This is a genomic window from Levilactobacillus yonginensis (genome assembly GCF_003946265.1).
GTDB classification, from domain to species: domain Bacteria; phylum Bacillota; class Bacilli; order Lactobacillales; family Lactobacillaceae; genus Levilactobacillus; species Levilactobacillus yonginensis.
The window spans coordinates 61,550-82,754 of sequence record NZ_RHNO01000009.1; the positions used below are offsets into that span (position 1 = coordinate 61,550).

Here is a 21,205-nt window from a genome sequence, read left to right on the forward strand (position 1 = left end):
CGTAGAAATATCCGGCTAGAATCGCTGTTAACTACCAACTAGTTCTGCGTCACAATGACTATGGTAGCCCTCGCCTTTGTTAACCCGTCTAATTTATCATTAACCAACCAGTAATTCCCCATTCTTTTTGTGACTAGCGGCGTATAATATGAACATACGAAGGGGATGGACTCATGAAAATACGTTTAATTGTGGCTAGCTTAGTGGTTGGGCTGTTAGGGGTTACTGGCGCGCAAGCCAGTGCAGCACAGACAACACCGCTGGCCACACCATATCGGGAGAGCTCGTTGACTGGTCTTAAAAATGTTAAACAGGTCGCTAAGGGAAAAACGGTGACGTTGGACTTAGTATTGAAGACACGTAATGCCAGCAAGCTAACGTCGACGGCCTTAGCCGTTAATACACCAGGGAATTCGCAGTTTCAGCAATTCCTGACGCCGAGCACGTTTCGGTCTAAATTTGGTCAATCAGCCAGCACGACCAAACGCCTGACAACTTACTTCAAGGCTCGGCATCTGAAGGTCGTCACGTTTAATGATGGCTTAGTCATGCAGCTGAAGGGGTCAGCTGCCGCGATTGACGCCACCTTTGCGACCAAGTTAAAAACAGCGAGTTATCATGGGAAAAAGCTGCAATATTCTAAGAAGAAGCCGCGGTTACCAAAGAACGTGGCGCAACCCATTGAGGCGGTCATCGGTATCACCAATTTAGTTAAACTCACGGGCCTATCGGAACCCGGGAGCACGGCGAGTGATGGACCGACGACGGATGGCGCGCCCAAGAATTTTCTTTCGCAGTACCACGCCACGGATTTAGCAGCCAACAATCAGGGCCAAGGCCAAACCATTGGTATCATTAGCTTCAGTAAGGTGAAAACGGCTGATATCACCCATTTTTGGTCAGAAGAGGGTGTCGCGGCTTCTGCCAACCGCATCAGTGTGAAGTCTACTGGCGGGATGAATGTTTGGGGAAACGTTGATCCGGGTAACGCCGAAACTTCGCTGGATGTCGAGCAGGCCGGCGCACTGGCACCGAAGGCTAAAATCCGAGTCTACACGGCGTCGCTTAGTGATGTTGGGTGGATCAATGCTTTTGCCAGCGCCTTTGGTGAAAATAAGGCCAGTTCTCTCTCCCTGAGTTGGGGCTTGTCTGAAGGGGTTCTCCAGAGCCTCAGTAAGTATCACTTATTAACACCGTTATACGGTAGTATCATGAGCACGCTGTTGGCTCAGGGAGCGACGCAGGGTGTTTCAACCTTTGCGGCTTCTGGGGACAGCGGTGCTTATGGGGAAGAACTAGCGGCCAATGGTGACGTAAATGAAGGAATCTATGCCAATTTCCCAGCTAGCAACCCGTGGGTCACGGCGACTGGTGGAACGACGTTGCCATTTTCTGGAGACTTGCAGAACAGCAATCACGTCACCGTTAAGCAGGAACGGACTTGGGGTGGCGATGCGTTATTTAATGCGTACCATCGTGATCCCACGTTCTTTAAAGAAAACTCGGACGCCATGGATACCCTGCAGAGTGGTAGTGGTGGCGGAATTTCTACGCTGTATGGCACGCCGAAGTATCAACAAGGGGTTTCGGGGGTCAACACTTACAATGCCCGGCAGTACTTGTCTGCTAGTGGGTTGCCCCGGTTAAATCCTAAATTAATTCAAGGCCATCAAAGCGGTCGAAACTTCCCGGACGTTGTGGCCGATGCCGACCCACTTACGGGATATGATTCCTACACGTCCAGTGATGGCTGGCAAGTTATTGGGGGAACCAGCGTCGTGGCACCGCAGTTTGCGGCGATGACGGCCCTGATGAATGGCAGTCGGACGCACCGGATGGGCCTGTGGAACCCACAGCTCTATGCGTTGGCGCAAACGTCTGAGTCACCGTTTACCCAATTGGATGCGACAACCAATAATAGTAATCTGTTCTACGTGGGTCAGCCTGGTAAGACTTACAACCAAGCTGCTGGACTGGGTACCGTGAACTTTGATCAGTTAGCACACGTCTTTCAATAAAAAAGAGTGGGCTAGAAGGCGTTTAGCTAGTGAGCATTAACGTCGAACGTCGAAAAATCCTGGTCCTGGATTATTTGACGTTCGGGGTTAAGCGGAGCTAGCTGCCTTCTGGTGCACGTTTCAGCAGTATATATTTGGACATGAAAACATGGTCCGGGATTTTATCCCGGGCCATGTTTTATTTTGTCACTGCTTAAGTTAATTGATTGCTCTCAATGTTATCAAGCCACTTATTTGTAGACAATACTGTAATCGCCTGAATCTTTTTGATGGGGGTAGTCGGTACCGGTGAAGGCTTTAGTGGGCATCCACGTGGTCAAATCCTCATAACTGTAATTTTTCGTTGATTTAGTTTTTATCTGCCGGCTAGCCGTCTTGCTGTCGGTCATGATGCTGGCAATCTTACTGGATTTTTTGACGGGAATCAGATAGGCGTTGGCACCACCGGCTGGAATCTTACTGTAGACGGCGTAGACCGGGATCTTCTTCTGATTAAATTTGTAATTAAAGACGTAACGTTTGGTCCGGGGGTTAACCTTGACCTTCACCTGGTCGGTATCATTCAGATTAGTATTGCCAAATTGCGCGGCAATCTTGGGTTCATAACTCAGCTTGGATTGCTTGAGTGCCAACTGAACGACCGCCTTACCACTGGAAACGCCCGCTGGTAGGGGATTAGCTTGCTTATGATGGGTGGTGATGTTCATGCCCAGGGCGACTAGGAGAAATAGGATGCCGACCCAAATTTGCCAACCTTTGCGTGGCTGGCGCAGGTTAGTCCAGATTAAGAGAATCCCCCAAGCAATAAAGAACCAAGTGACAAATGAATTCATAAGTAGCCGACCTTTCCGTAGCAGAATTGATTTGTTAAAAGTTTGTCTGATTCTAGCTTAAGTCAGACTAGGTCAATCTACAATACCAGGTTTAGCCGTTGTGGGTAGTCTGGCCGAGCGGAACAACGCCGTCAAAAAAGGCTCGAGCCAGTCAGCTCGAACCTAGTTAACAGTTAAGGTTAAACATCCACGTGATGCTTTAAAGAGGGAAAGACGTGATAATCCGCCCAGGCCATGACGATGCCTTGGGTGACTAACGCCCAAATTGTCCCGAAGCCGATGGCATTTAGCTCACCAGTAAAGACGTAGGACAAAATAATGATGGTGACCGGTGGGACGTAGCTGGCCCACTGCGCAATGACGGCGGAACCGTGTAGAAACCGGAAACGCAGGATGTAGGCCACGTCGTCGTTGGGATGCATGATAACGTTGCAGCGTTGGTAGATGGACACGGCAAAAGCTACGCCAATCAGTCCAATGATGTCAACGATGACTCGTCCAGTCAGGTTCAACTTTCCCACGCCTACCCAGTTCCAGAAGTACCCGATCCATTCGACCAGGTAACTGAAGGGGATAATGTAGAGAATGTTGGAAACGAACCGTTTGCGGTCGAATCGCCCAAGCAACACCTGGTTCATCAAGGTGATAACGACCCCGTAAACGAACATGGTCGTTCCTAGGGGCACGTGAATCCAGTTGGCCAGGTTCACGGATGAGCCGGTCCACACTGCACTCCCGAGATTGGTCGAGATGGTGAGGGCGTTAGCGGCGGAATTAAGTAAAATGGAGAACGTCAAAAAACGCATCCGTTGCCCGAAGTCCTTCATTTTCGCCACTACCGTTCACCTCTTCATTAGTCTAGTTTCTAGTTTAGCCGAATGACGAGGGAAGTAAAAGGCCTTTACGTTAATTTTACACTTCCGGGGTCCGAGCGGCGGCTCGGTTCACCAAATTCTCAAAAATCTGTCGGGACTCTTCGTGGTGCTTGTACATGTTTTCAGGGTGCCACTGCACGGCAACGATTTGGTCACTGTCTTTGGATTCCAAGGCTTCAATGACCTGGTCGTCCGCCTGGGCCGTAATCGTCAGCGATGGTGCCACTTGGTTAACGGCCTGGTGGTGTCGGGAGTTCACGTAGGGCCGGACACCGGTTAGCTTGGCCAGTGTACTGCCGGGCACAACGGTGATGTGGTGGCTGGGTTGATTGCCCGCAGCGGCCTGACTGTGCTTGATTTCAGCAGTTGGGTCTTCACTGAGGTCTTGATACAAGGTGCCGCCTAAGCCGACGTTGATCAGTTGGAGGCCCCGGCAGATACCTAGGATGGCCTTATTGGCAGCGACCGCTTGCTTAAGTAATTCAATTTCAAAGAGGTCACGCTTCCGGTAAGTCTTGCCCAAACGCAGGTGAGGTTCCTGATCAAAGAAAGTGGGATCGACGTCAAAGCCGCCGAGGAAGGCTACACCGTCAAAGAGGGGCAGGTAGTCGGCAACGTCTTCGGGGTCCACGCTCGGTAAAATGATGGGGAGCCCTCCTGCTTTCACGATGGCTTCGATTACAGGACGGGGCGCGAAAGCCGCGTTTCGTTCGTTAATAATGTTGGTTGCTTCGTCGAGTGTATCGGCGGGTAAAGCAATTCGTGGGCGCATAGCGTCGCTTCCTTTCAGCGTCATTTATCGACTAGTATACCCACTCCCACGGTCATTTGTCACGAGGCCGCGAAAATAGATATGATGAAATAGTTAACAAATTACGGATTTAATTCTATAGTAAGGTAGTAGACTAATAAATTTAAGCGAGGTAGACATGATGACAGAACGGCAAGTGATTCAAGAAATTTTGAATTCCGAAGCGTTGGAATACAGCTTTGAAAACGTCGATGAGGATTCTAAAGAATACACGCTTTTGTTGAAGCGGCAGGAACAAGATGTACGCTCGGTCGACGAACTGAACAACGAAATCAAGAAATACTTCCAGAGTGCTGACTTTGATTATCAAGAAGAATTGAACCCTGAAGGTGACGCCGATATTCGGTTGGTAATCAAGCGTAACTAGTTCAACAAGCAACAAGCGTGGACTCGGTAGGATTTTTTCTACTGGCACACGGATCATAGGGGTTGAGCCGTCTGCTCAACTCCTTTTTGTGACCTTAATTTTAGGAGGGCTGTCGGAATGACGATTGAAGAATTGTACCGCACAATGGCGCAGAAAATGGGGCCGCAACCGTGGCTCAAGCCGGGAACGCCGTGGGCCGAAACCCCGGTAGAAATCATACTGGGCGCCATTTTGGTACAAAATACTAACTGGCGCAACGTTGAGCCATCCCTGATCAACTTGAAACGGGAAACGGCTTTCGACCCCGCCCAACTTCGCCAACTCACGCCCGAGACGTTGGTGTCACTGATCAAAAGCAGTGGCTTCTACCAGCGGAAGGGGGCCGCTATTTTGGCCTTGGCTAATTGGCTCGGCCAGTCTGATGATGACCTGGGCGCTCTCAAACAGCGGGATGGGGCCAGTTTACGGCAAGACCTGTTGGGAATCACAGGGATCGGCAACGAAACGGCCGATTACATTTTGATGTACACCCTAGATCACGGGACGTTCATGGTCGACACCTATGCGCGCCGGTTATTTGCGTGGTTAGGGGCGACTATGCCGAAGACTTATCCGGCGTTTCAGAAACAGGTCTTGGCCCGCTTCTCACTGGAATTAGCCGACTACCAAGAATTTCACGCATTGATCGACGAGTTTGGGAAGCAAGTGAAGTCTGATGAAGACTTTGCCCAATCCTTTTTGGCCGGGCAGCGACTGACGCTGTAAACCTTAAGAAATTCACAAACCACCGGTGGGGCGAAACAAATTCTGGCCGCAACATCAACGGGCGTGCTATGATAAGTGCATTGAGTTTGGAACCGCTTCCGTTCGTGAAGCAAAGACTTGGAGGGAGATTTACATATGGCACTCAAACAACCGGAGAACTATCTGTTGGCAATCGACCAAGGTACGAGTAGCACCCGGGCGCTCATCTTTGACCACACGGGTCGCAAGGTGATCGAAGGATACAAGGAAGTTCCCCAATATTATCCCCATGCGGGCTGGGTCGAATCCGATGCGAATGAAATCTGGAACAGTGTCCTGTCAGTCATTGCCAGTGCATTGATCGATGCGTCGATCCATCCAGAAAACATCCAGGCCATCGGTATCAGTAGTCAACGGGAAACGACGATCGTTTGGGATAAAGTGACCGGTGAACCCATCTATCACGCCATTGGCTGGCAAAGTAAGCAGACGTCTAGTCTCGCGAAACAGCTAGTGGCCGAGGGCCGGGCCGAAGCCATTAAGCAAAAGACCGGGTTGGTCGTGGACGCTTACTTCAGTGCTACCAAGGTGCGGTGGATTTTAGATCACGTCCCGGGTGCTCAGAAGCGGGCTGAAGATGGTGAACTGTTATTCGGGACGGTCGACAGTTGGCTGGCCTGGAAATTATCAGGCGGTAAGATTCACGTGACTGATTACAGTAACGCCAGTCGGACCATGTTGTTTAACATTCATGACCTCCAATGGGACCAAGACATTCTAAACTGGTTGAATATTCCAGCAGCCATGCTGCCCGAAGTGAAGTCCAGTTCTGAAGTCTACGGGGTTACCCAGAACTTCCAATTCTATGGCGTGGAAGTCCCAATTGCTGGGATTATCGGTGACCAATCAGCCGCATTGTTGGGCCAATTGGCCTTGGAACCCGGCACCGTGAAGAACACTTACGGGGATGGGGCCTTCGTCATGATGAATACCGGTCACGAGCCGCAACTGTCCGAGCATAATCTGTTGACGACGATTGCCTATAAGTTAGATGGCAAAGTGACCTATGCGCTTGAAGGGTCAATTCTGGTAGCCGGGACGGCGCTGGCTTGGCTACACGAAAGTATGCAAATTATCAGTAGTGTACCAGAGTCTCGGCAGGCTGCTATGGCTTCTACGGATGACGATGAAGTTTACGTGGTACCTTCCTTTAACGGATTGGGTGCACCTTACTGGGATCCCGATGCTAAAGGGGCCGTCTTTGGTCTGACACGGGGAACTAACCGGGAAGACTTTGTAAAAGCGACGCTGCAGTCAATTGCCTATCAAACCCGGGATGTCTTGCGGACGATGAAGCAGGATACTGGGATTCAAATTTCCGAGTTGATGGCCGATGGTGGGGCCTCACGGAACCGCTATCTGATGCAGTTCCAGGCGGACATCATCAACACGCCCGTTCAACGAGCCGCCGATGAAGAAACCACGGCGATGGGGGCTGCCATTGCGGCGGGCCTGGCCGTCGGCTTCTGGGATAGCCTGGATGAAGTCAAAGAGATTCGGACGGCCGGTCGGCTCTTCACCCCGAACATGGAAGAAGACCACCGGAATCGGTTGTACGCTGGTTGGCAACAGGCTGTTGCCGCTACCCGGGCATTTAAACCGGATCAAGACTAAGAAACTTTGCGTTAGAAGTTAAAACTAGAAGAGTGGGACCAAAAGCGGTTAGTCAATGAGCATTAACGTCGATAGGCGAATAATCCCGGTCCTGGATTGTTGGTCTATCGGGGTTAAGCGGAGTTGACTGCCTTTGGTCGCACGTTTCGGCTATATATGTTTGGACCGCAATCAGGGTCAAGGACTTTTGTTCTTGACCCTTTTTGGTGCTGGCGGTTATTATTGATAATTTAGTTAAACAAATTGAATAGAAAGTTTTTTTCCGGCAGCTAAGGCAATTTCACTGAGCAGTTTAACGGAAACATTCATCTGTCCCGTTTCAATGCGGGCAATGGTGGATTGGGGCTTGCCGACGAGTTCAGCAAATTCTCGTTGGGTAAGCTGCTTTTGGTTGCGTAACTTTCGGACAGCTACGGCGGCATCTAGATTAAAACCAACCTGTTTTGCTAGTACGGCAAATTCAGGATCATCGGCGCTACGTTGCTGGATATAGGTATCAATTTTACTGGTCATGGGGTGGTCTCCTTTTATTAAAAGTGAGTTGTTTTCGGTATTGTCCCTTAGCAATCTCGTTCCGGGGCGTCTTTACTGATTTTTTAGTGAATCCATGGGTAATGACGTAACGATTTCCTTCAAGGTGAAAATAAATCACGCGTTGGGTATTATTTCGTTGACGTGAACGTATCTCGAATAAATTATCGGCGAGCTTGCGAGTCCATCTCTGACGTTCAGCAGTGTATAAACCGTACGTTTCAATTTTTAAAATCAATTCGGTTAGTTTAGCAGCGTCTTGATTAGGTAGTGCATCTAAAAATCTTGAAAATTCGTGCCAATCATAGTAATCAAAAATCACGTAACTTCACCTGATGATAGCCAACTTGCTATCAACTAGCAACTACTTAGTATTGATAGCAGTGACTCTATTTTTTAGGGCTATACTAAATAGCTCCGCAAAAACTGTTTATGTTTTTGCGGAGCTAGTAAATATATTTGGATTGCATGACTATTTTTTAATGATCATCTTAGCGGTCAAGTTCTTTCTTCAAAGCGTTAGTCAGTAATGCACTGAAATTGAGATGTTGTTCCTCAGCCAGCGCCGCCAGGTTGGCCGGAATGGTGGTATTTTTCTTGACGGTAGTCTTGGATACCCGTCGTTTAGTTTCCTCTAGGTCGGTCACGACCAAGGTGGCAAAGCCGTGGGGTTCGGTGACTGTGACCTGTTGGAGTGGCGTTGGCTCGGGTAGATCAGATTCATCGTAAAGCATGAGTCCAAGGACTTCCTCTGCCCGTTTTAAAGCGGGGGCCAAGCCGATACCTTGTGTGATGGCGCTGGGAACATCGGGAAATGTGACGGTATAGGCGGTTGAATTATGTTCATCGGGAATCAAAATGGCGGGATAAACGACTAAGCGTTGTTTTTTCATGAGGGACCTCCTAGAGAGACTAGTGCCAGTCAGCTTGTTGTTTGATATAACGATAGGTCGTTGGAAAAATGACATCCTTAAGGTGTGTATAGGGGACAGAGACTTTGTGCCCATATTTATCGGTGAAACGATGGTGGTCGCCACGAACGTGGGTTTCTTGATAGCCTTCTTGGTACAATCGGTCAATGACTTGTTTAGCAGTTATCTTCACTGAATCGCTCCTGCTGGCTTGGATTATACGCGCATTGTACGTGCTATTCAAATACGTATAATATGCGTAGAATGATACTTGCCCTGATACTAAATAAACTCCGCAAAAAGGGGTTGTTTTTTTTGCGGAGTCGTTGATTTATTTATATTTTTCTTCCAGCTGACTCATCCAGTAGCCTAAGGCAGTGCCGACCATTAAAGCGATAGCGCTGAGAAGTAGCGTTTGCCAAGTGGTGCCAGCGTACGAAATACTTTCAGCAGCGTGACTATTAGGTACCAAGATTAAGACGGTACTGGCGGTGACAATTCCCAGAATGAAATGGTATACCCGCGAATGAAACCGGTGAATCAAGTAGTCCATGCTCTTAGAGAAGAGGGCCATGGCCAGGATTCCTCCCAAGGCAATGGGCAAGTAGACGCCTAGGATATCGAAGTTTTTAAATCCAGTGAGCATTGGCGTAAAGAGTCCCAGAATCAGTAATAAGTTGGACGGGCTGAGCCCCGGCACGAGTACCCCCAGGGCAATCAAAGCGCCCGCAATCATGAATCCCCAAAAATTAGCGGGAAGGGTGCCGAAGAGGTCACTCATAAAGTAGAGGAGTCCGCCGCTAATCAGCAGGGTTCCCCAGAACCAGGCGTAGTCGGCCCCATCACGAGCCGTCTGAGAACTGGCCGTTTGCGTCAGGGCCGGTAACGTTCCCACGATGGCGCCGGCAAATCCCCAGAGGACGATGACCTGCCAGTGTGCCAGCAAGTATTCTAGCGGAGCCGAAAGCAGGGCGATACCCACGATCCCGCCTAGGCCAACGGGCACAAAATACCAAAAATCACGTTTGAAATTTTCTCTAAAATGCGCCATGAAGCCCAGCAGGCGTTCGTAAATTCCTAGAATGGCGGCTAAGACACCGCCAGAAACACCGGGTAAAATGAAGCCCAAAGCAATGATGACGCCTTTAAAAAAGCGCTTCAGTGGGCTATCGCGTCGAGTCGTTTGCATAAGATTCTCCTTAAATGGTTCGGCGTGTTTTCCCTAAGATACCAGAATTGGTGAGTCGGAACAATCAGTCGGCCTGTAAATACAGGATTCTTTAAGAATTTTGGCAATTGGTAAGACAACTTAACCAGAATGATAGGAAGTGATCAAGTCATTTTTACCAGAATTAACGGTACCTGTGGTATACTGGCACCAACAAAGGCGCAGGCATCTCACTGCCTGCGCCAATGTAGATGCCGTTAAAGACGGCTGACAGTTGAAAGCAAACAAAAATCGTCTCTTTCGCTTGTCAAAGTTTAGAGGACGATTTTTATTTACCCTGGTTTTTGAATTTACGCCATGCGTTACGCAATCCACCCAAGGCCTTGATCAACTTCGTCACGCGGCGTACCAGTAAGGTACAAAGCGAGACTAGTAAAATTAAGGTCATTAGCGTATCAAGTAAGGTAACAGCGAACCAAGACAAGACAACCTCCTTTCATGCGGTATGGTGAAACGCCTTGACTATTCAAGTCATGGGCACCAGTCCCTTATAATTAAATTTGCCAACCGTCATTAACCCTCTACGAGATTCAGTGTAACAGGTCTGAAGGGTTTTACGATGACAAACGCCTCCGTATCAGTATTTAGCTAAATTAATATTGATGGGATTATATGAAGGGGTGTGTGAAGGGCTCTGGGTGAATCGGTGGTATACTGGCACCAACAAAGGCGCAGGCATCTGACTGCCTGCGCCAATGTAGATGCCGTTAAAGACGGCTGACAGTTGAAGTAAACAAAAAATCGTCTCTCCGTATGTCAAAGTTTAGAGGACGATTTTTATTTACCCTGGTTTTTGAATTTACGCCATGCGTTACCGAACGAAAAAAGGCTGGTGCCCACACAAAATGTGTGTGCATCAGCCTTTTATTTTACGAAATTATTCTTTGGGCGTGGACCAGTAGTGTGCCCGGGCCAAAAGGTCCCGTGACCGTTCATCTGCTGGGACGAAGCCCTTATTAAACAAGTGTTTGAAGTACATCATGTTGTACAACGTTCCCCAAACGATTCCTTGGATAAATGGCCATACCGTCGCGGTGAACTGAGCTAGTTGCGTTGCCGGAATGTACATCACCATGAGCATCGCTGCCCCCAGTTCAACCCCTAGGATACACAGGAGGTTGTACCAGTCGGCCCGGAAAATCGTTGGGAACGGTGGGAAGAGAAACATTGTCCACGAGAAGCCAACCTTGGCGATTCGCATGTTGCCCGTTTCAGGATTGACGACTGTCGCGTAGTTGGGCGGCAAGGGGAATCCTTGAGGGCCGTCACCATTTTGGTTATTTTGATCATCATCATCGTTGTTTAAGCCCTTGAAAGGATCTTGCATGTCATTTGCCAACTTTCTAAAAATTTCGTTCCTAATTCGTTAAATAAAAGTCTAACACGAAAAGTGGCCACTGCCTATTAATCTATTGACGCCGACTTAGTTTGACCACTGCTTCGCACCGCGCCGTCTGGGGCATCATGTCCACGGATTGGATGTAATCGACCTGATAATCGTGAGTCAATTCAACCAAGTCCTTAGCCAATGTCGATGGGTTGCAGGAAATGTAAACGAGCTTATCTGGCCGTACACCGAGAATTGTATCGATCAGCGTACCGTCCAAGCCGGTGCGTGGTGGATCCGCCACGATGGCATCCGGCCGAAAACCGGTCATGACCCATTTTGGTAGGAGTTCCTCAGCGGTCCCAACTTCATAGTGGGCGTTGGTAATGCCGTTGGCCGCAGCGTTTTCGTTAGCGTCCTCTACGGCTTCGGGGATGACATCCATCCCCCGAACTTCTTCGGCCACGTCGGCCAGAGTCAGTCCAATCGTACCAATACCGGAGTAGGCATCGACCACGGATTCACCCGGTTGGAGGTTGAGGGCCTTCTTGGCTTCGGCATACAGAACTTCCATTTGGGAAGGGTTTAGTTGGAGAAAGGCTCGGGCGGATAATTTGAAGGCCAGTCCGTCGAGCTTTTCGGTAATGGTTTCTTCGCCAGCTAAATGGCGGGTGTCGTCGCCCCAGACCAGTGACGTCTTGCCAGGATTGACGTTTTGCATAACGGAGGTCACCTGTGGTAATTCCTTCGCAATGCGTTCCAGCAATTCTCGCTTGCGGGGAAGTTTTTGCGAGTTAGTGATGAAGACGAGTTGTACGTCATCAGTGTTAGCAGCGGCCCGGACGACCAATGTTTTAACGATCCCGGAACCGGCTTCTTCATCGTAGATTGGCATGTCCAAGTCCTGTAACATGCCCACGACGGCCCGCATAACCGTCATGGTGGCGGGCATTTGGACGGAGCAGGTGGCTAAATCAACCAAGTCGTGGCTGCGTTCGGCGTATAAACCAGCTTCAATCTGGCCCTCGGCGTTGCGGCGGACTTGGAACTGAGCCTTATTTCGGTAACCATAAGGGTCAGCCATCCCCAGCGTTGGCCGGAGATCATAGTGACGGTAACCCTCTGGTTGATAGCGTTCCAGGGATTGCGCCACGATATCGCGTTTAAATTTCAATTGTTCTGGGTAGTCTAAGTGTTCCAGCTCAAAGCCACCCACTTCGTCGGCATAGCTGTCGCGGGGATCGACCCGGTGAGGACTTGCCTTACGGATGCGGTGAACTTTAGCCCGGAGGAAGCGGGTCGCCACGCTGGTGACTTCAACCACGGCTTCTTCGTCGGTCAGGGCGCCGGGAACAAAAACGGCCATCCGCTTGTAGTAGCCGATACCCTCACCGTTGATGCCCATTCGTTTGATGGTCAGTGGGAACCGTTGGCCAACTTCAACCTGAACGCCTGGGTTTTCCCGGGCTTCCCGTTGGCGGTCATTAAACCCGCGGTCGTGTTGGTTGTCATTACGCCGAAAGCCGTTGTGGCCTCGGTCATTACGGTCAAAGTGGTTCCGCCGGTCGCTGTGGTCGTGCCGGTCGTTGCGGTCACTGTAGGTGCCGCGGTGATTCCGTGAATCAAAGTTTGCCATATTTTCTCCTATTTTATAACGCATTAGTTAAGTGTCTTCAATTGCTACCGAACAGTTACGGTCTTGAATAGTATAACAAACTTTGCCGCTTCCTGGGGGTTAGGGCGTTTTTCCTAAAAATGGAGCCGTTTCCATAGGCAAGCCCCGTCGATTTAGGTACAATATTGGTATCTAGCTAATTGTGTGGTTGCGTGTTCAATGACGCCTTACCGGTCGGTAGATATGGGCTGGAACGGTGCGGGCACAACTTGAAGCCTCGCAACCCACGAGTCTCCAAGCTTGGCCTTATTCTAAGCCAGTGGAAACCCCATCCGCTAGCTAAGAATAACGAGGCGCCTGAGCCCATATCTACCGACCTCTCGGCTGACACTGACCACATACTAGCTTGGGTTCCAAACGTTTGATGTGGTGATTGGCGCCTTGCCGGTCGCAACAGATGGGCTGGAACGGTGCCGACACAATTTTAAGCCTCACCAAACCCGTGAGTCTTAAAACTTGGTCTTATTCTAACTGCCAGAAAATCGCTGGCACTAAGAATAACGAGGCGCCTGAGCCCATCTGCTGCGACCTCTCGGCTGATACTGACCATCCACCAGCTTGGTTCCCAAACGATTGGCGTGGTGGGTTAAATGGCCTTGGTTGGTGTGACTTTTGTGACTACATAGAGAGGGATAAGTTGTCCATGAATTTTCGCCACTGCTGCCACGATTCACTTACGTAGCCGGAGGGCGACAGGGGTGGTGGCGGCTGTGTCGGTGGTCTTAGCTCGGTGAATTTTCCGAGGTTAGAGCACGGGACGAGCTTGGAAACGCGCGGGCTTGGCGCGATTTCAAGTCGAGCCGGAGGACCGCACCTCAGGCCGCAGGCGGTCCCCACAGCGGGTACCACCCCTGGCGGCCGGAGGCGGCCAACTAAACCAGACTGAACCAAAGTAATCAGGGAAAAATCAGAGGAGGCAACATAATTGAGTTTGATTTCATTGAAAGGGGTCAGCTACCGTTCGGGCGACGAACAGATTTTGAACGGCATCGACCTCGACATCGAGGCACAGGAGTGGGTCACCATCGCCGGTCCATCCGGCGGGGGTAAGTCAACTTTGGTGCGAATCATTGCCTCACTTTTAAGCAAGACCGCGGGGGAGCTGACGTTTGACGGTCAGCCCATTGAAAGCTACGACCCGATTGCGTATCGGCGGCGCGTTTCCTACAGCGTGCAGCAACCAACTTTGTTTGGGCAAACGGTGCGGGATAATTTGAGCTTTCCGTACCAGATTCGTCAGTTGCCGTTTGATCAGCAGCGGGCCATTGATGCCCTAGAATACGTTGGCTTAGCGGCCAGTGACCTGGATAAACCGGTGATCGACCTTTCCGGTGGTCAGCGGCAACGGGTCGCGCTCCTGCGTAATGTCATGATCTATCCAGAAGTCTTGATCTTGGATGAAGTGACGGCTGGGCTGGACGCAGAAAATAAGTCGTTTGTCTGGCAGATGATTCGGCACTTTAATCAGGAAGATAAATTGACGATCATTGCCATCACCCACGATCAGTCGGAAATCGACGACGCGCAACGGTTGGTGATGGTCGAGAACGGCCGCATCGTGGCGGGAGGTGCCCAATGAATTTAGCAGTCAATAATCAGTCGTTGATGCTGGCACTGGGTCTGGTGGTCATTGCCCTTATCATCGGTTGGAAAGAAAAGTTAGGCATCGACCGGGACATGATCATTGGTGTGGTGCGGGCCATCATCCAGCTGTTTATCGTTGGATATCTATTGAAGTACGTCTTCAAAGTCGATAACGTTTGGCTGACCAGTACGCTGATTCTAATCATCATTTTTAATGCCAGCTATAACGCTAAACAGCGTAGTAACGGGATTCCGCACGCGTTGCCAATTTCCATTGGCGCTATTCTGGCCAGTACGGCCGTGACGTTGGGGGTACTGATGTGGTCCGGCGCCATCAAATTTATTCCGTCGCAGATGATTCCCATTTCGGGGATGATTGCGTCAAACTCAATGGTCGCCATTGGCCTGTGTTACCGTAACCTCAATTCCCAGTTCCGCTTGGAGCGTCAGGCAGTCACGGAAAAATTGGCGTTGGGCGCCAATCTGAAGGATGCCTCGCGTGACATCGTCCGGGATTCCATTAAGACCGGGATGCAGCCGACGATTGATTCCGCCAAGACCATGGGGATCGTGAGTCTGCCGGGGATGATGTCCGGGTTGATTTTCGCTGGGGTCGATCCGGTGCACGCCATCAAATATCAAATCATGGTGGTGTTCATGTTGATGTCGGCCACCAGTATTGGGTCAGTTTTGGCCTGTTACTTAGCGTACCGCGGGTTCTATAATAAACGTAAACAGTTGGTCATTCCGTCAAATTAGGAGGTAATCATATGTCACAACGAAAAGTTGCATTAGTCACTGGTGCGTCGTCCGGAATCGGCAACGCCATTGCTCGGAGCCTGCACCGCAACGGGGTCATCGTCTACGCCGGGGCGCGGCGGGTCAGTCGCATGAATGATTTAGACGACCTGGGCATCATCACGTTGCCATTAGACGTCACGGACGCCGCCAGCGTGGAACACGTTGTCGACCGCATTGTCAGTGAGACTGGTCGGGTGGATATCCTGGTCAACAACGCTGGTTACGGCCTGATGGGGGCGTTAGAAGACGTGCCCCTGGAACAGGCACAAGATCAGTTCGATGTGAACTTATTTGGGGCGGCCCGGTTGATTCAGTCGGTGTTGCCGATGATGCGCCAACAACATGCTGGTCGGATCATCAATATTACCTCGGTAGACGGCAAAATAGCCCAACCACTGGCTAGTTGGTACGTCGCCTCTAAGTTTGCCTTAGAAGGCCTCTCTGACGCATTACGCTTGGAGCTGGAACCACTGGGTATCCAGACTGTCGTCATCGAACCCGGGGCCATTCGCTCCGAGTGGGCAGACATTGCCACGAAACATTTGCAAGAGACCTCTGCTAAAGGCCCGTACCAACCAACGGCGGACCGCGCAACGGCGATTCTGGCGGCGGTCAAACAGTTCTCTAGCAAGCCGCAGGTCATCGCTCGGTTGGCCGACAGAGCAGCGTTGTCTCGGCGGCCGAAGACCCGTTACCATGCGGGTTCTGGTAGTCAGTTACTCTACTTGAAACCATTTATGTCCGATAAGATGATCGACCGGATGTGGCGGGTGGTTGGTGAAGCGGCACAACGGATTACCCATTAACCCGAGTGTCGTTGCCGTTGACCAGAAACCTGTTATACTTAAATTAACCAGAACACTAGGGGTGTCCACGATTGGGCTGAGACGCGGGTGACCGCGATCCCTTAGAACCTGTCAAGTTCAGACTTGCGGAGGGAACGTGTCGTGGCACCGAACAGCGGGCCGCCGGTTCACACGCGTGAGCTGGCGACCCGCTTTGTCTTTAGGTTGGATGCCTTCGCCTCCAGCTGGCAGGGCGGGCGACCGCTGTGGGGACCGGAAAAAGCCGAAGAGCGGTCTTTTTCCTCGACTGGCAGCCCCGCCTAAACCGCGGGTCTCCCAGCTCGTCCCACGCTGTAACTTGGTAAACCACCAAGTAACACCGTCGACACAGCAGTCACCCGCCCTGCCAGCCTCCGGCTACGGTTGCGTTTGAAGCAAAACGTCGCCAGCACTGGTGTGTGGTGTGGGTCGGACTACTGTGACCATCGCCGACATGTCCATTTAACTGTAATTAGGCAGGCGCAGCCTACATGTCCGCCGCAGTCTCACCGTGGCCGGTTCACTCTGGAAAAATCTATAGGGGGATTCACCATTATGAAAGTAGACTTGTTGAATGAGCTTCGGAAGCAGAATCCAATCGTTTTTAACATCTCCAACTTCGTCACAGTTCAGGACGTGGCTAACGGTATCAACGCGTTGGGCGCGTCACCAATCATGTCTGAAGAAGTGGGTGAGGCCGAGGAAATGGTTGGCTTAGCCAGTGCCGTTTGCTTGAACCTGGGGGCGTTTACGCAGACCCAGGTCGAACAGATTCGGACGGTTGGGCGCTTGGCGAACCAACAGAAGCGGCCGTTGGTGGTCGATCCGGTAGCGGTGGGGGCCGTTCATTACCGGAAACGCATCACCACGGGCCTGTTGGCCGACTTTCACCCGGATGTCATTCGCGGTAATGCCGGTGAAATTGCGGCGTTGGCCGACGTTGATTGGCAGGCGAAGGGCATCGATGCCGGTGAAGGTAGCGGGGACCTGGTGACCATTGCGCAGGCCTGTGCTAAGAAGCAGGGCTGCGTGGTCATTTTATCCGGGCCGACCGACATCATTACCGACGGGACTCGCACAACGAAGGTCTTGAACGGCACACCGCTGTTCCAGGTCCACGTGGGTTCTGGCGACATGCTATCCAGTATTGTGGCGGCATTCTGTGCCATTGAAGAAGACAGTTTTGAAGCAGCCCAGACGGCTTGCCTGGTCTTTGCGGCGATTGGCCAATTAGTGGTCAAGCAGTCGCCGGACGTGGGTGCTGGGAGTTTTATCGTGAAATTATTAGATGCTTTACAAAGCACTACGGTCGCAGATATTGAGGCAATTGCGACCTACGAGTAAGAATCAGAAGGGATGAGTTAATATGGCAAATGAATTTCCACAAACGTTAACGATCGCGGGGACCGACAGTGGTGGTGGGGCCGGCGTGATGGCCGACCTGAAGACGATGCAGGAGCGTCAAGTCTTCGGTACCGCTGTGATCGTTGCCGTGACCGCGCAGAATACGCTGGGGGTCCAGGACTTCATGGCGTTACCGCAGAAGCTGGTGGACGAACAGTTCGCTTCGCTGGCGGCCGATTTGAAGATCCGCGCCTGCAAGACGGGGATGTTAGCGGACGCCGAGCACGTGCACGGCGTTGTGGAAAATTTGAAACGCTATGACTTCGGACCTTTGACGGTCGATCCCGTGATGATTGCTAAAGGTGGTGCGGCGTTACTGGCCGACGATGCTGTGGCGACGGTGCGTGATGAACTGTTGCCGCTGGCGGACGTGTTAACGCCCAACTTGCCGGAAGCGGAACGCCTGACTGGAAAATCTATTGCAGACAACGCTGCCATGGAAGATGCGGCGGTTGCGCTGCAAAATATGGGCGCAAAAAACGTGGTCATCAAAGGTGGCCACGAAGCGACACCAGACCAGGCCAGTGACTTTGTCTTGCTGGCAGATGGTCGGTCATTTTGGCTGACGGCGCCTCGAGTGGCCACGGTCCGGACGCACGGGACTGGCGACACGCTGTCGTCGTGTATCACGGCTGAGTTGGCGAAGGGCCAAGACTTTGAATCGGCCATTCGTATTGGTAAGGATTATGTCACGGCGGCAATCGCCAATCCAATTGCCGTTGGTAACGGCCACGGCCCATTGAATCATTGGGCTTATAGCCAGGGAGGTGCCGAATAATGTCAGTTACGTTTGAACCAGGCCTGTTGCGGGCTTACTTTGTCGCCGGTAGTCAGGACGTTCCCGGTCAGGACTTACGGGAAGTCTTAGCCACCATGTTAACTGCCGGTATCACGGCTTTTCAGTACCGTGATAAGGGCAACAGTCAATTGACCCCCGACCAACGGTTAGCGTTGGGAAAGGAGTTGCGCGACCAGTGTCATGCGGCCAGCGTGCCATTTATTGTGGACGATGACGTGGACATGGCGCTAGCCTTGCATGCCGACGGAATTCACGTTGGTCAGAGTGACCAGAAGATTCAGCAGGTGATTCAGGAGGTCGCCGGGCAAAATATGTTCGTGGGCTTATCTTGTTCGACGGCGGCTGAAGTGGCTGCGGCGAACCAGTTGACCGGTGTGGATTACTTAGGAAGTGGTCCGATTTTCCCAACCACATCTAAGGACGACGCTGATCCGGTCATTGGGGTGGCTGGGCTACAGCAGTTGGTGACTCAGGCGAACGTGCCGATCGTGGCTATTGGCGGGATTACGGTTGAGTCATTAGATGCCGTTGCCGCCACCGGTGCGGCCGGTGTGGCGGTCATCACGTTGCTGACCCGGAGCACGTCGCCAGCCAGCGATGTGGCCGCGATGCGCCACGCATTTCACAATTAAATATCAGTAAAAACAGCGCAGTGACGGGGAGATTATCCCAGTTCACTGCGCTGTTTGAGCATTTTTACACTATTAATGCATTGGCCACAATTATCATGTTACCCCTGAATGTTTTGGCCGGCTAGCTGACTCCTATGTAACGCATTAAAAAATTCGTAACAAACAGTTATCGGGTGAAAAATAAGAAAATATGCATCAAAAAAGCGAAACCATAATCCACTGTGTTTAAGTGCAGCGGAAATCGGTTTCGCTTTAAAAGTTGAGGAAGCTAGTTGACTAGGGCTAACTTCACAAGTTCATTCTAACACGCGGTGATAGCAAAAGCTACCAAAATTAGACCAATATTGTTATTTTTCTCTAAGAGGATAGTTATTAATGCATGTGAATTTACTAAGCAGATTAGTTTAAGGAGTACGGCGTTTATGGGGTAAGTGTATTCGTGTAAATAACCGCTAAAGAGTGGATTGAAATTAATCGAAATTTCAATTTATTTTCCGATGTTCGCTTGCAATTAAGAACAAGTGTTCGTATAATAATGACAGTCAAGTGAAAGGGGGTGCTGGTATGGATTATACGAGTGAGCCGCACGGGATGTTTCTCATGATTGATAATAAGTCGTTCTATGCAAGTGTTGAGAGCGTTGAACGGGGACTGAATCCGTTGGAATCGGTTCTGGTCGTCATGTCTGAAGCCGACAACACCGGGAGCGGTTTGGTCTTAGCAGCTTCGCCGATGGCCAAACGCGAGTTCGGAATCAGCAACGTCTCCCGGCAGTACGAAGTGCCGGACGACCCCCGCATTTTAGTGGTACCGCCGCGAATGAATCTGTACATCCAAAAGAATTTGGCAATCAACCGGATTTTTCGGCGGTTTGTGGCGGATGCCGACCTCTTTCCGTATTCAATTGATGAATCGATTTTGGATATGACCAAGTCGTGGCGGCTCTTTGGGAGCACGCCAGAGGAAGTGGCCCGCCGGATTCAACTTACCGTACGGCATGAGCTGGGACTCTATACGACGGTGGGGATTGGGGAAAACCCCGTGCAAGCCAAGTTAGCGTTAGACCTGCAAGCCAAGCATGATAAAGAACTGATTGGCAGGTTAACTTACGAATCGTTTGCTGACGAGATTTGGCCGATCACCGATCTGGAGAAGGTTTGGAGCATTGGCCATCGGACGGCGGCCCACCTCAATCGGTTGGGGATCCACAGTATGGAAGATTTGGCGCATGTCGATCCGTATGAGTTGCGCCACGAGATGGGGCTGATTGGGACGCAACTCTTTGCCCTGTCCTGGGGAATCGACCGGACAAAGTTACGCGAGGTCCGGCCACCTAAGGAAAAGAGCTGGAGCAACTCTCAGGTCCTGCCGCGAGATTATAAGGTCCAACGTGAAATCGAGTTAGTGATTCGAGAAATCGGGCAACAGGTGACCTCGCGAATGCGGCATCATCAACAACAGGCCGGTAGCATCAGTCTGTTTATCGGCTTCGCTTGGGATGGCCAAGCCGATGACGGCCGTGGTGGCATGCACCATACGCACCGAATTGCACCGACCGATAATGCCCGCACCATAATCGCAGAGTTATTGCGATTATTTCGGCAGTATTGGGAAGGTCAACCGGTCCGCAACATTGGGGTGGGACTTGCTCGCCTCAGTGTAAGTGGTAGCCTGCAACTGGACATTTTTCAAGACCCCGAGCGGCAACTGAAGAACGACCGCTTTGACCGGGTCATCGATGATCTGCGTGACCGCTTTGGGAAGACCGCGGTGGTGCCAGCCAGCAGTTTGATGCGAGGCGGGACCATGATTAGTCGGGCAGCGCTGGTAGGTGGCCATAATGGGGGGAATAGCTTTGATTGATTGTCGACAGGAAGCAGCCGTTATTTTGACGCGGCTCGACCCGCTGTTTACCAAGCAGTGGCATTGTCGTTACCGCATTGACGTGGTCAACAATCAGTACGGGGCTGAGTTTAATTTCTTCTTGGATATTCGTCGTAAGGACCATCGAGAACGGTCGATTCCGTTACATACGGTCAAGACGACAGACTTAGAAACGTTAGAACGCGTGATTTCGGCGGTTCAAGAGGGAACCCAACTGACACTGAATTTTATTGATTTTGGTCAGGTTCGGTGGCCCCTGAGTCAACGCTGGATTCGTTAAGGA

Annotated in this window: 22 protein-coding genes and 1 riboswitch; of the genes, 12 read left to right on the plus strand and 10 right to left on the minus strand. The window is 51.1% G+C overall.

Annotated elements, in window-relative coordinates:
- Positions 1-173: 173 nt before the first annotated feature.
- A complete protein-coding gene (locus EKM87_RS06325) occupies positions 174-2,018 on the plus strand; it encodes a S53 family peptidase (protein WP_125682993.1) in 1,845 nt (614 codons plus the stop codon).
- 230 nt (positions 2,019-2,248) lie between these two features.
- On the opposite strand, the gene EKM87_RS06330 is transcribed toward EKM87_RS06325, so the two are convergent.
- From EKM87_RS06330 to EKM87_RS06340, 3 genes are all read right to left on the minus strand, one after another.
- Positions 2,249-2,851 carry a hypothetical protein gene (locus EKM87_RS06330; RefSeq protein ID WP_125682995.1) on the minus strand — a complete coding sequence of 201 codons (603 nt, stop codon included), beginning with the start codon at positions 2,849-2,851 and terminating at the stop codon, positions 2,249-2,251.
- 179 nt (positions 2,852-3,030) lie between these two features.
- Positions 3,031-3,687, minus strand: coding sequence for a hypothetical protein (locus tag EKM87_RS06335; protein WP_125682997.1), 657 nt, complete (start codon positions 3,685-3,687; stop codon positions 3,031-3,033).
- Positions 3,688-3,763: 76 nt separating this feature from the next.
- On the minus strand, positions 3,764-4,498 hold the full coding sequence (locus EKM87_RS06340) for a gamma-glutamyl-gamma-aminobutyrate hydrolase family protein (RefSeq protein WP_125682998.1): 735 nt from the start codon (positions 4,496-4,498) through the stop codon (positions 3,764-3,766).
- Positions 4,499-4,658: 160 nt separating this feature from the next.
- Here EKM87_RS06340 and EKM87_RS06345 point away from each other — a divergent pair, with 160 nt between their 5' ends.
- The 3 genes from EKM87_RS06345 (at position 4,659) to glpK (ending at position 7,322) form a co-directional block, all read left to right on the plus strand.
- Positions 4,659-4,904 carry a hypothetical protein gene (locus EKM87_RS06345; protein WP_125683000.1) on the plus strand — a complete coding sequence of 82 codons (246 nt, stop codon included), beginning with the start codon at positions 4,659-4,661 and terminating at the stop codon, positions 4,902-4,904.
- A 117-nt stretch (positions 4,905-5,021) separates the two neighbouring features.
- Positions 5,022-5,669 carry an endonuclease III domain-containing protein gene (locus tag EKM87_RS06350; RefSeq protein ID WP_125683002.1) on the plus strand — a complete coding sequence of 216 codons (648 nt, stop codon included), beginning with the start codon at positions 5,022-5,024 and terminating at the stop codon, positions 5,667-5,669.
- A gap of 135 nt (positions 5,670-5,804) precedes the next feature.
- The gene (gene glpK / locus EKM87_RS06355) at positions 5,805-7,322 is read left to right on the plus strand and encodes a glycerol kinase GlpK (protein ID WP_125683004.1); all 1,518 of its coding nucleotides are present in this window, start codon (positions 5,805-5,807) and stop codon (positions 7,320-7,322) included.
- Positions 7,323-7,556: 234 nt separating this feature from the next.
- Here glpK and EKM87_RS06360 read toward each other — a convergent pair whose 3' ends face one another.
- From EKM87_RS06360 to rlmD, 7 genes are all read right to left on the minus strand, one after another.
- Entirely contained in the window at positions 7,557-7,835 is a 279-nt protein-coding gene (locus EKM87_RS06360; RefSeq protein ID WP_125683006.1) for a helix-turn-helix transcriptional regulator, read from the minus strand.
- Positions 7,825-8,175: a type II toxin-antitoxin system RelE/ParE family toxin gene (locus tag EKM87_RS06365; RefSeq protein ID WP_125683008.1), complete on the minus strand. Its 351-nt coding sequence runs from the start codon at positions 8,173-8,175 to the stop codon at positions 7,825-7,827. Before EKM87_RS06365 ends, EKM87_RS06360 begins: the two co-directional genes overlap by 11 nt.
- A gap of 169 nt (positions 8,176-8,344) precedes the next feature.
- A complete protein-coding gene (locus EKM87_RS06370) occupies positions 8,345-8,746 on the minus strand; it encodes a type II toxin-antitoxin system HicB family antitoxin (protein WP_125683010.1) in 402 nt (133 codons plus the stop codon).
- A 19-nt stretch (positions 8,747-8,765) separates the two neighbouring features.
- Positions 8,766-8,957 (minus strand): type II toxin-antitoxin system HicA family toxin, encoded by a 192-nt coding sequence (locus tag EKM87_RS06375; protein ID WP_125683012.1) that lies wholly within the window; start codon positions 8,955-8,957, stop codon positions 8,766-8,768.
- 138 nt (positions 8,958-9,095) lie between these two features.
- Positions 9,096-9,953 (minus strand): DUF368 domain-containing protein, encoded by an 858-nt coding sequence (locus tag EKM87_RS06380; protein WP_125683014.1) that lies wholly within the window; start codon positions 9,951-9,953, stop codon positions 9,096-9,098.
- 916 nt (positions 9,954-10,869) lie between these two features.
- Positions 10,870-11,319: a hypothetical protein gene (locus EKM87_RS06385; protein WP_125683016.1), complete on the minus strand. Its 450-nt coding sequence runs from the start codon at positions 11,317-11,319 to the stop codon at positions 10,870-10,872.
- Positions 11,320-11,401: 82 nt separating this feature from the next.
- Positions 11,402-12,955 carry a 23S rRNA (uracil(1939)-C(5))-methyltransferase RlmD gene (rlmD, locus tag EKM87_RS06390; RefSeq protein ID WP_125683018.1) on the minus strand — a complete coding sequence of 518 codons (1,554 nt, stop codon included), beginning with the start codon at positions 12,953-12,955 and terminating at the stop codon, positions 11,402-11,404.
- 964 nt (positions 12,956-13,919) lie between these two features.
- Here rlmD and EKM87_RS06395 point away from each other — a divergent pair.
- The 8 genes from EKM87_RS06395 to EKM87_RS06430 all read left to right on the plus strand — a co-directional run bounded on the left by EKM87_RS06395 (position 13,920) and on the right by EKM87_RS06430 (position 21,202).
- Positions 13,920-14,573, plus strand: a complete 654-nt coding sequence (locus tag EKM87_RS06395) for an ABC transporter ATP-binding protein (protein WP_125683020.1) — start codon at positions 13,920-13,922, stop codon at positions 14,571-14,573.
- On the plus strand, positions 14,570-15,337 hold the full coding sequence (locus tag EKM87_RS06400) for an ABC transporter permease (RefSeq protein ID WP_125683022.1): 768 nt from the start codon (positions 14,570-14,572) through the stop codon (positions 15,335-15,337). The genes EKM87_RS06395 and EKM87_RS06400 overlap by 4 nt, the downstream gene beginning before the upstream one ends.
- An 11-nt stretch (positions 15,338-15,348) precedes the next feature.
- Positions 15,349-16,185, plus strand: coding sequence for an oxidoreductase (locus tag EKM87_RS06405; RefSeq protein WP_125683024.1), 837 nt, complete (start codon positions 15,349-15,351; stop codon positions 16,183-16,185).
- A gap of 47 nt (positions 16,186-16,232) precedes the next feature.
- Positions 16,233-16,337: riboswitch (TPP riboswitch) on the plus strand.
- A 421-nt stretch (positions 16,338-16,758) separates the two neighbouring features.
- The gene (gene thiM, locus EKM87_RS06410; protein WP_125683026.1) at positions 16,759-17,547 is read left to right on the plus strand and encodes a hydroxyethylthiazole kinase; all 789 of its coding nucleotides are present in this window, start codon (positions 16,759-16,761) and stop codon (positions 17,545-17,547) included.
- Positions 17,548-17,569: 22 nt separating this feature from the next.
- Positions 17,570-18,385, plus strand: a complete 816-nt coding sequence (thiD, locus tag EKM87_RS06415; protein WP_125683028.1) for a bifunctional hydroxymethylpyrimidine kinase/phosphomethylpyrimidine kinase — start codon at positions 17,570-17,572, stop codon at positions 18,383-18,385.
- A complete protein-coding gene (thiE, locus tag EKM87_RS06420) occupies positions 18,385-19,038 on the plus strand; it encodes a thiamine phosphate synthase (RefSeq protein WP_125683030.1) in 654 nt (217 codons plus the stop codon). Before thiD ends, thiE begins: the two co-directional genes overlap by 1 nt.
- 564 nt (positions 19,039-19,602) lie before the next feature.
- The gene (locus EKM87_RS06425; protein ID WP_125683032.1) at positions 19,603-20,901 is read left to right on the plus strand and encodes a Y-family DNA polymerase; all 1,299 of its coding nucleotides are present in this window, start codon (positions 19,603-19,605) and stop codon (positions 20,899-20,901) included.
- A complete protein-coding gene (locus EKM87_RS06430) occupies positions 20,894-21,202 on the plus strand; it encodes a hypothetical protein (RefSeq protein ID WP_125683034.1) in 309 nt (102 codons plus the stop codon). Before EKM87_RS06425 ends, EKM87_RS06430 begins: the two co-directional genes overlap by 8 nt.
- Positions 21,203-21,205 lie beyond the last annotated feature (3 nt).

Excerpts from the sequence above, each read along its gene's own strand:
- EKM87_RS06345 (WP_125683000.1), top strand. The coding sequence starts at position 4,659 with ATGACAGAACGGCAAGTGATTCAAGAAATTTTGAATTCCGAAGCGTTG.
- rlmD (WP_125683018.1), bottom strand. The coding sequence starts at position 12,955 with ATGGCAAACTTTGATTCACGGAATCACCGCGGCACCTACAGTGACCGC.
- EKM87_RS06405 (WP_125683024.1), top strand. The coding sequence starts at position 15,349 with ATGTCACAACGAAAAGTTGCATTAGTCACTGGTGCGTCGTCCGGAATC.
- EKM87_RS06380 (WP_125683014.1), bottom strand. The coding sequence starts at position 9,953 with ATGCAAACGACTCGACGCGATAGCCCACTGAAGCGCTTTTTTAAAGGC.
- EKM87_RS06325 (WP_125682993.1), top strand. The coding sequence starts at position 174 with ATGAAAATACGTTTAATTGTGGCTAGCTTAGTGGTTGGGCTGTTAGGG.
- EKM87_RS06400 (WP_125683022.1), top strand. The coding sequence starts at position 14,570 with ATGAATTTAGCAGTCAATAATCAGTCGTTGATGCTGGCACTGGGTCTG.
- EKM87_RS06360 (WP_125683006.1), bottom strand. The coding sequence starts at position 7,835 with ATGACCAGTAAAATTGATACCTATATCCAGCAACGTAGCGCCGATGAT.
- thiM (WP_125683026.1), top strand. The coding sequence starts at position 16,759 with ATGAAAGTAGACTTGTTGAATGAGCTTCGGAAGCAGAATCCAATCGTT.
- EKM87_RS06385 (WP_125683016.1), bottom strand. The coding sequence starts at position 11,319 with ATGCAAGATCCTTTCAAGGGCTTAAACAACGATGATGATGATCAAAAT.
- EKM87_RS06340 (WP_125682998.1), bottom strand. The coding sequence starts at position 4,498 with ATGCGCCCACGAATTGCTTTACCCGCCGATACACTCGACGAAGCAACC.
- thiE (WP_125683030.1), top strand. The coding sequence starts at position 18,385 with ATGTCAGTTACGTTTGAACCAGGCCTGTTGCGGGCTTACTTTGTCGCC.
- EKM87_RS06370 (WP_125683010.1), bottom strand. The coding sequence starts at position 8,746 with ATGAAAAAACAACGCTTAGTCGTTTATCCCGCCATTTTGATTCCCGAT.
- EKM87_RS06425 (WP_125683032.1), top strand. The coding sequence starts at position 19,603 with ATGGATTATACGAGTGAGCCGCACGGGATGTTTCTCATGATTGATAAT.
- glpK (WP_125683004.1), top strand. The coding sequence starts at position 5,805 with ATGGCACTCAAACAACCGGAGAACTATCTGTTGGCAATCGACCAAGGT.
- EKM87_RS06330 (WP_125682995.1), bottom strand. The coding sequence starts at position 2,851 with ATGAATTCATTTGTCACTTGGTTCTTTATTGCTTGGGGGATTCTCTTA.
- EKM87_RS06350 (WP_125683002.1), top strand. The coding sequence starts at position 5,022 with ATGACGATTGAAGAATTGTACCGCACAATGGCGCAGAAAATGGGGCCG.
- thiD (WP_125683028.1), top strand. The coding sequence starts at position 17,570 with ATGGCAAATGAATTTCCACAAACGTTAACGATCGCGGGGACCGACAGT.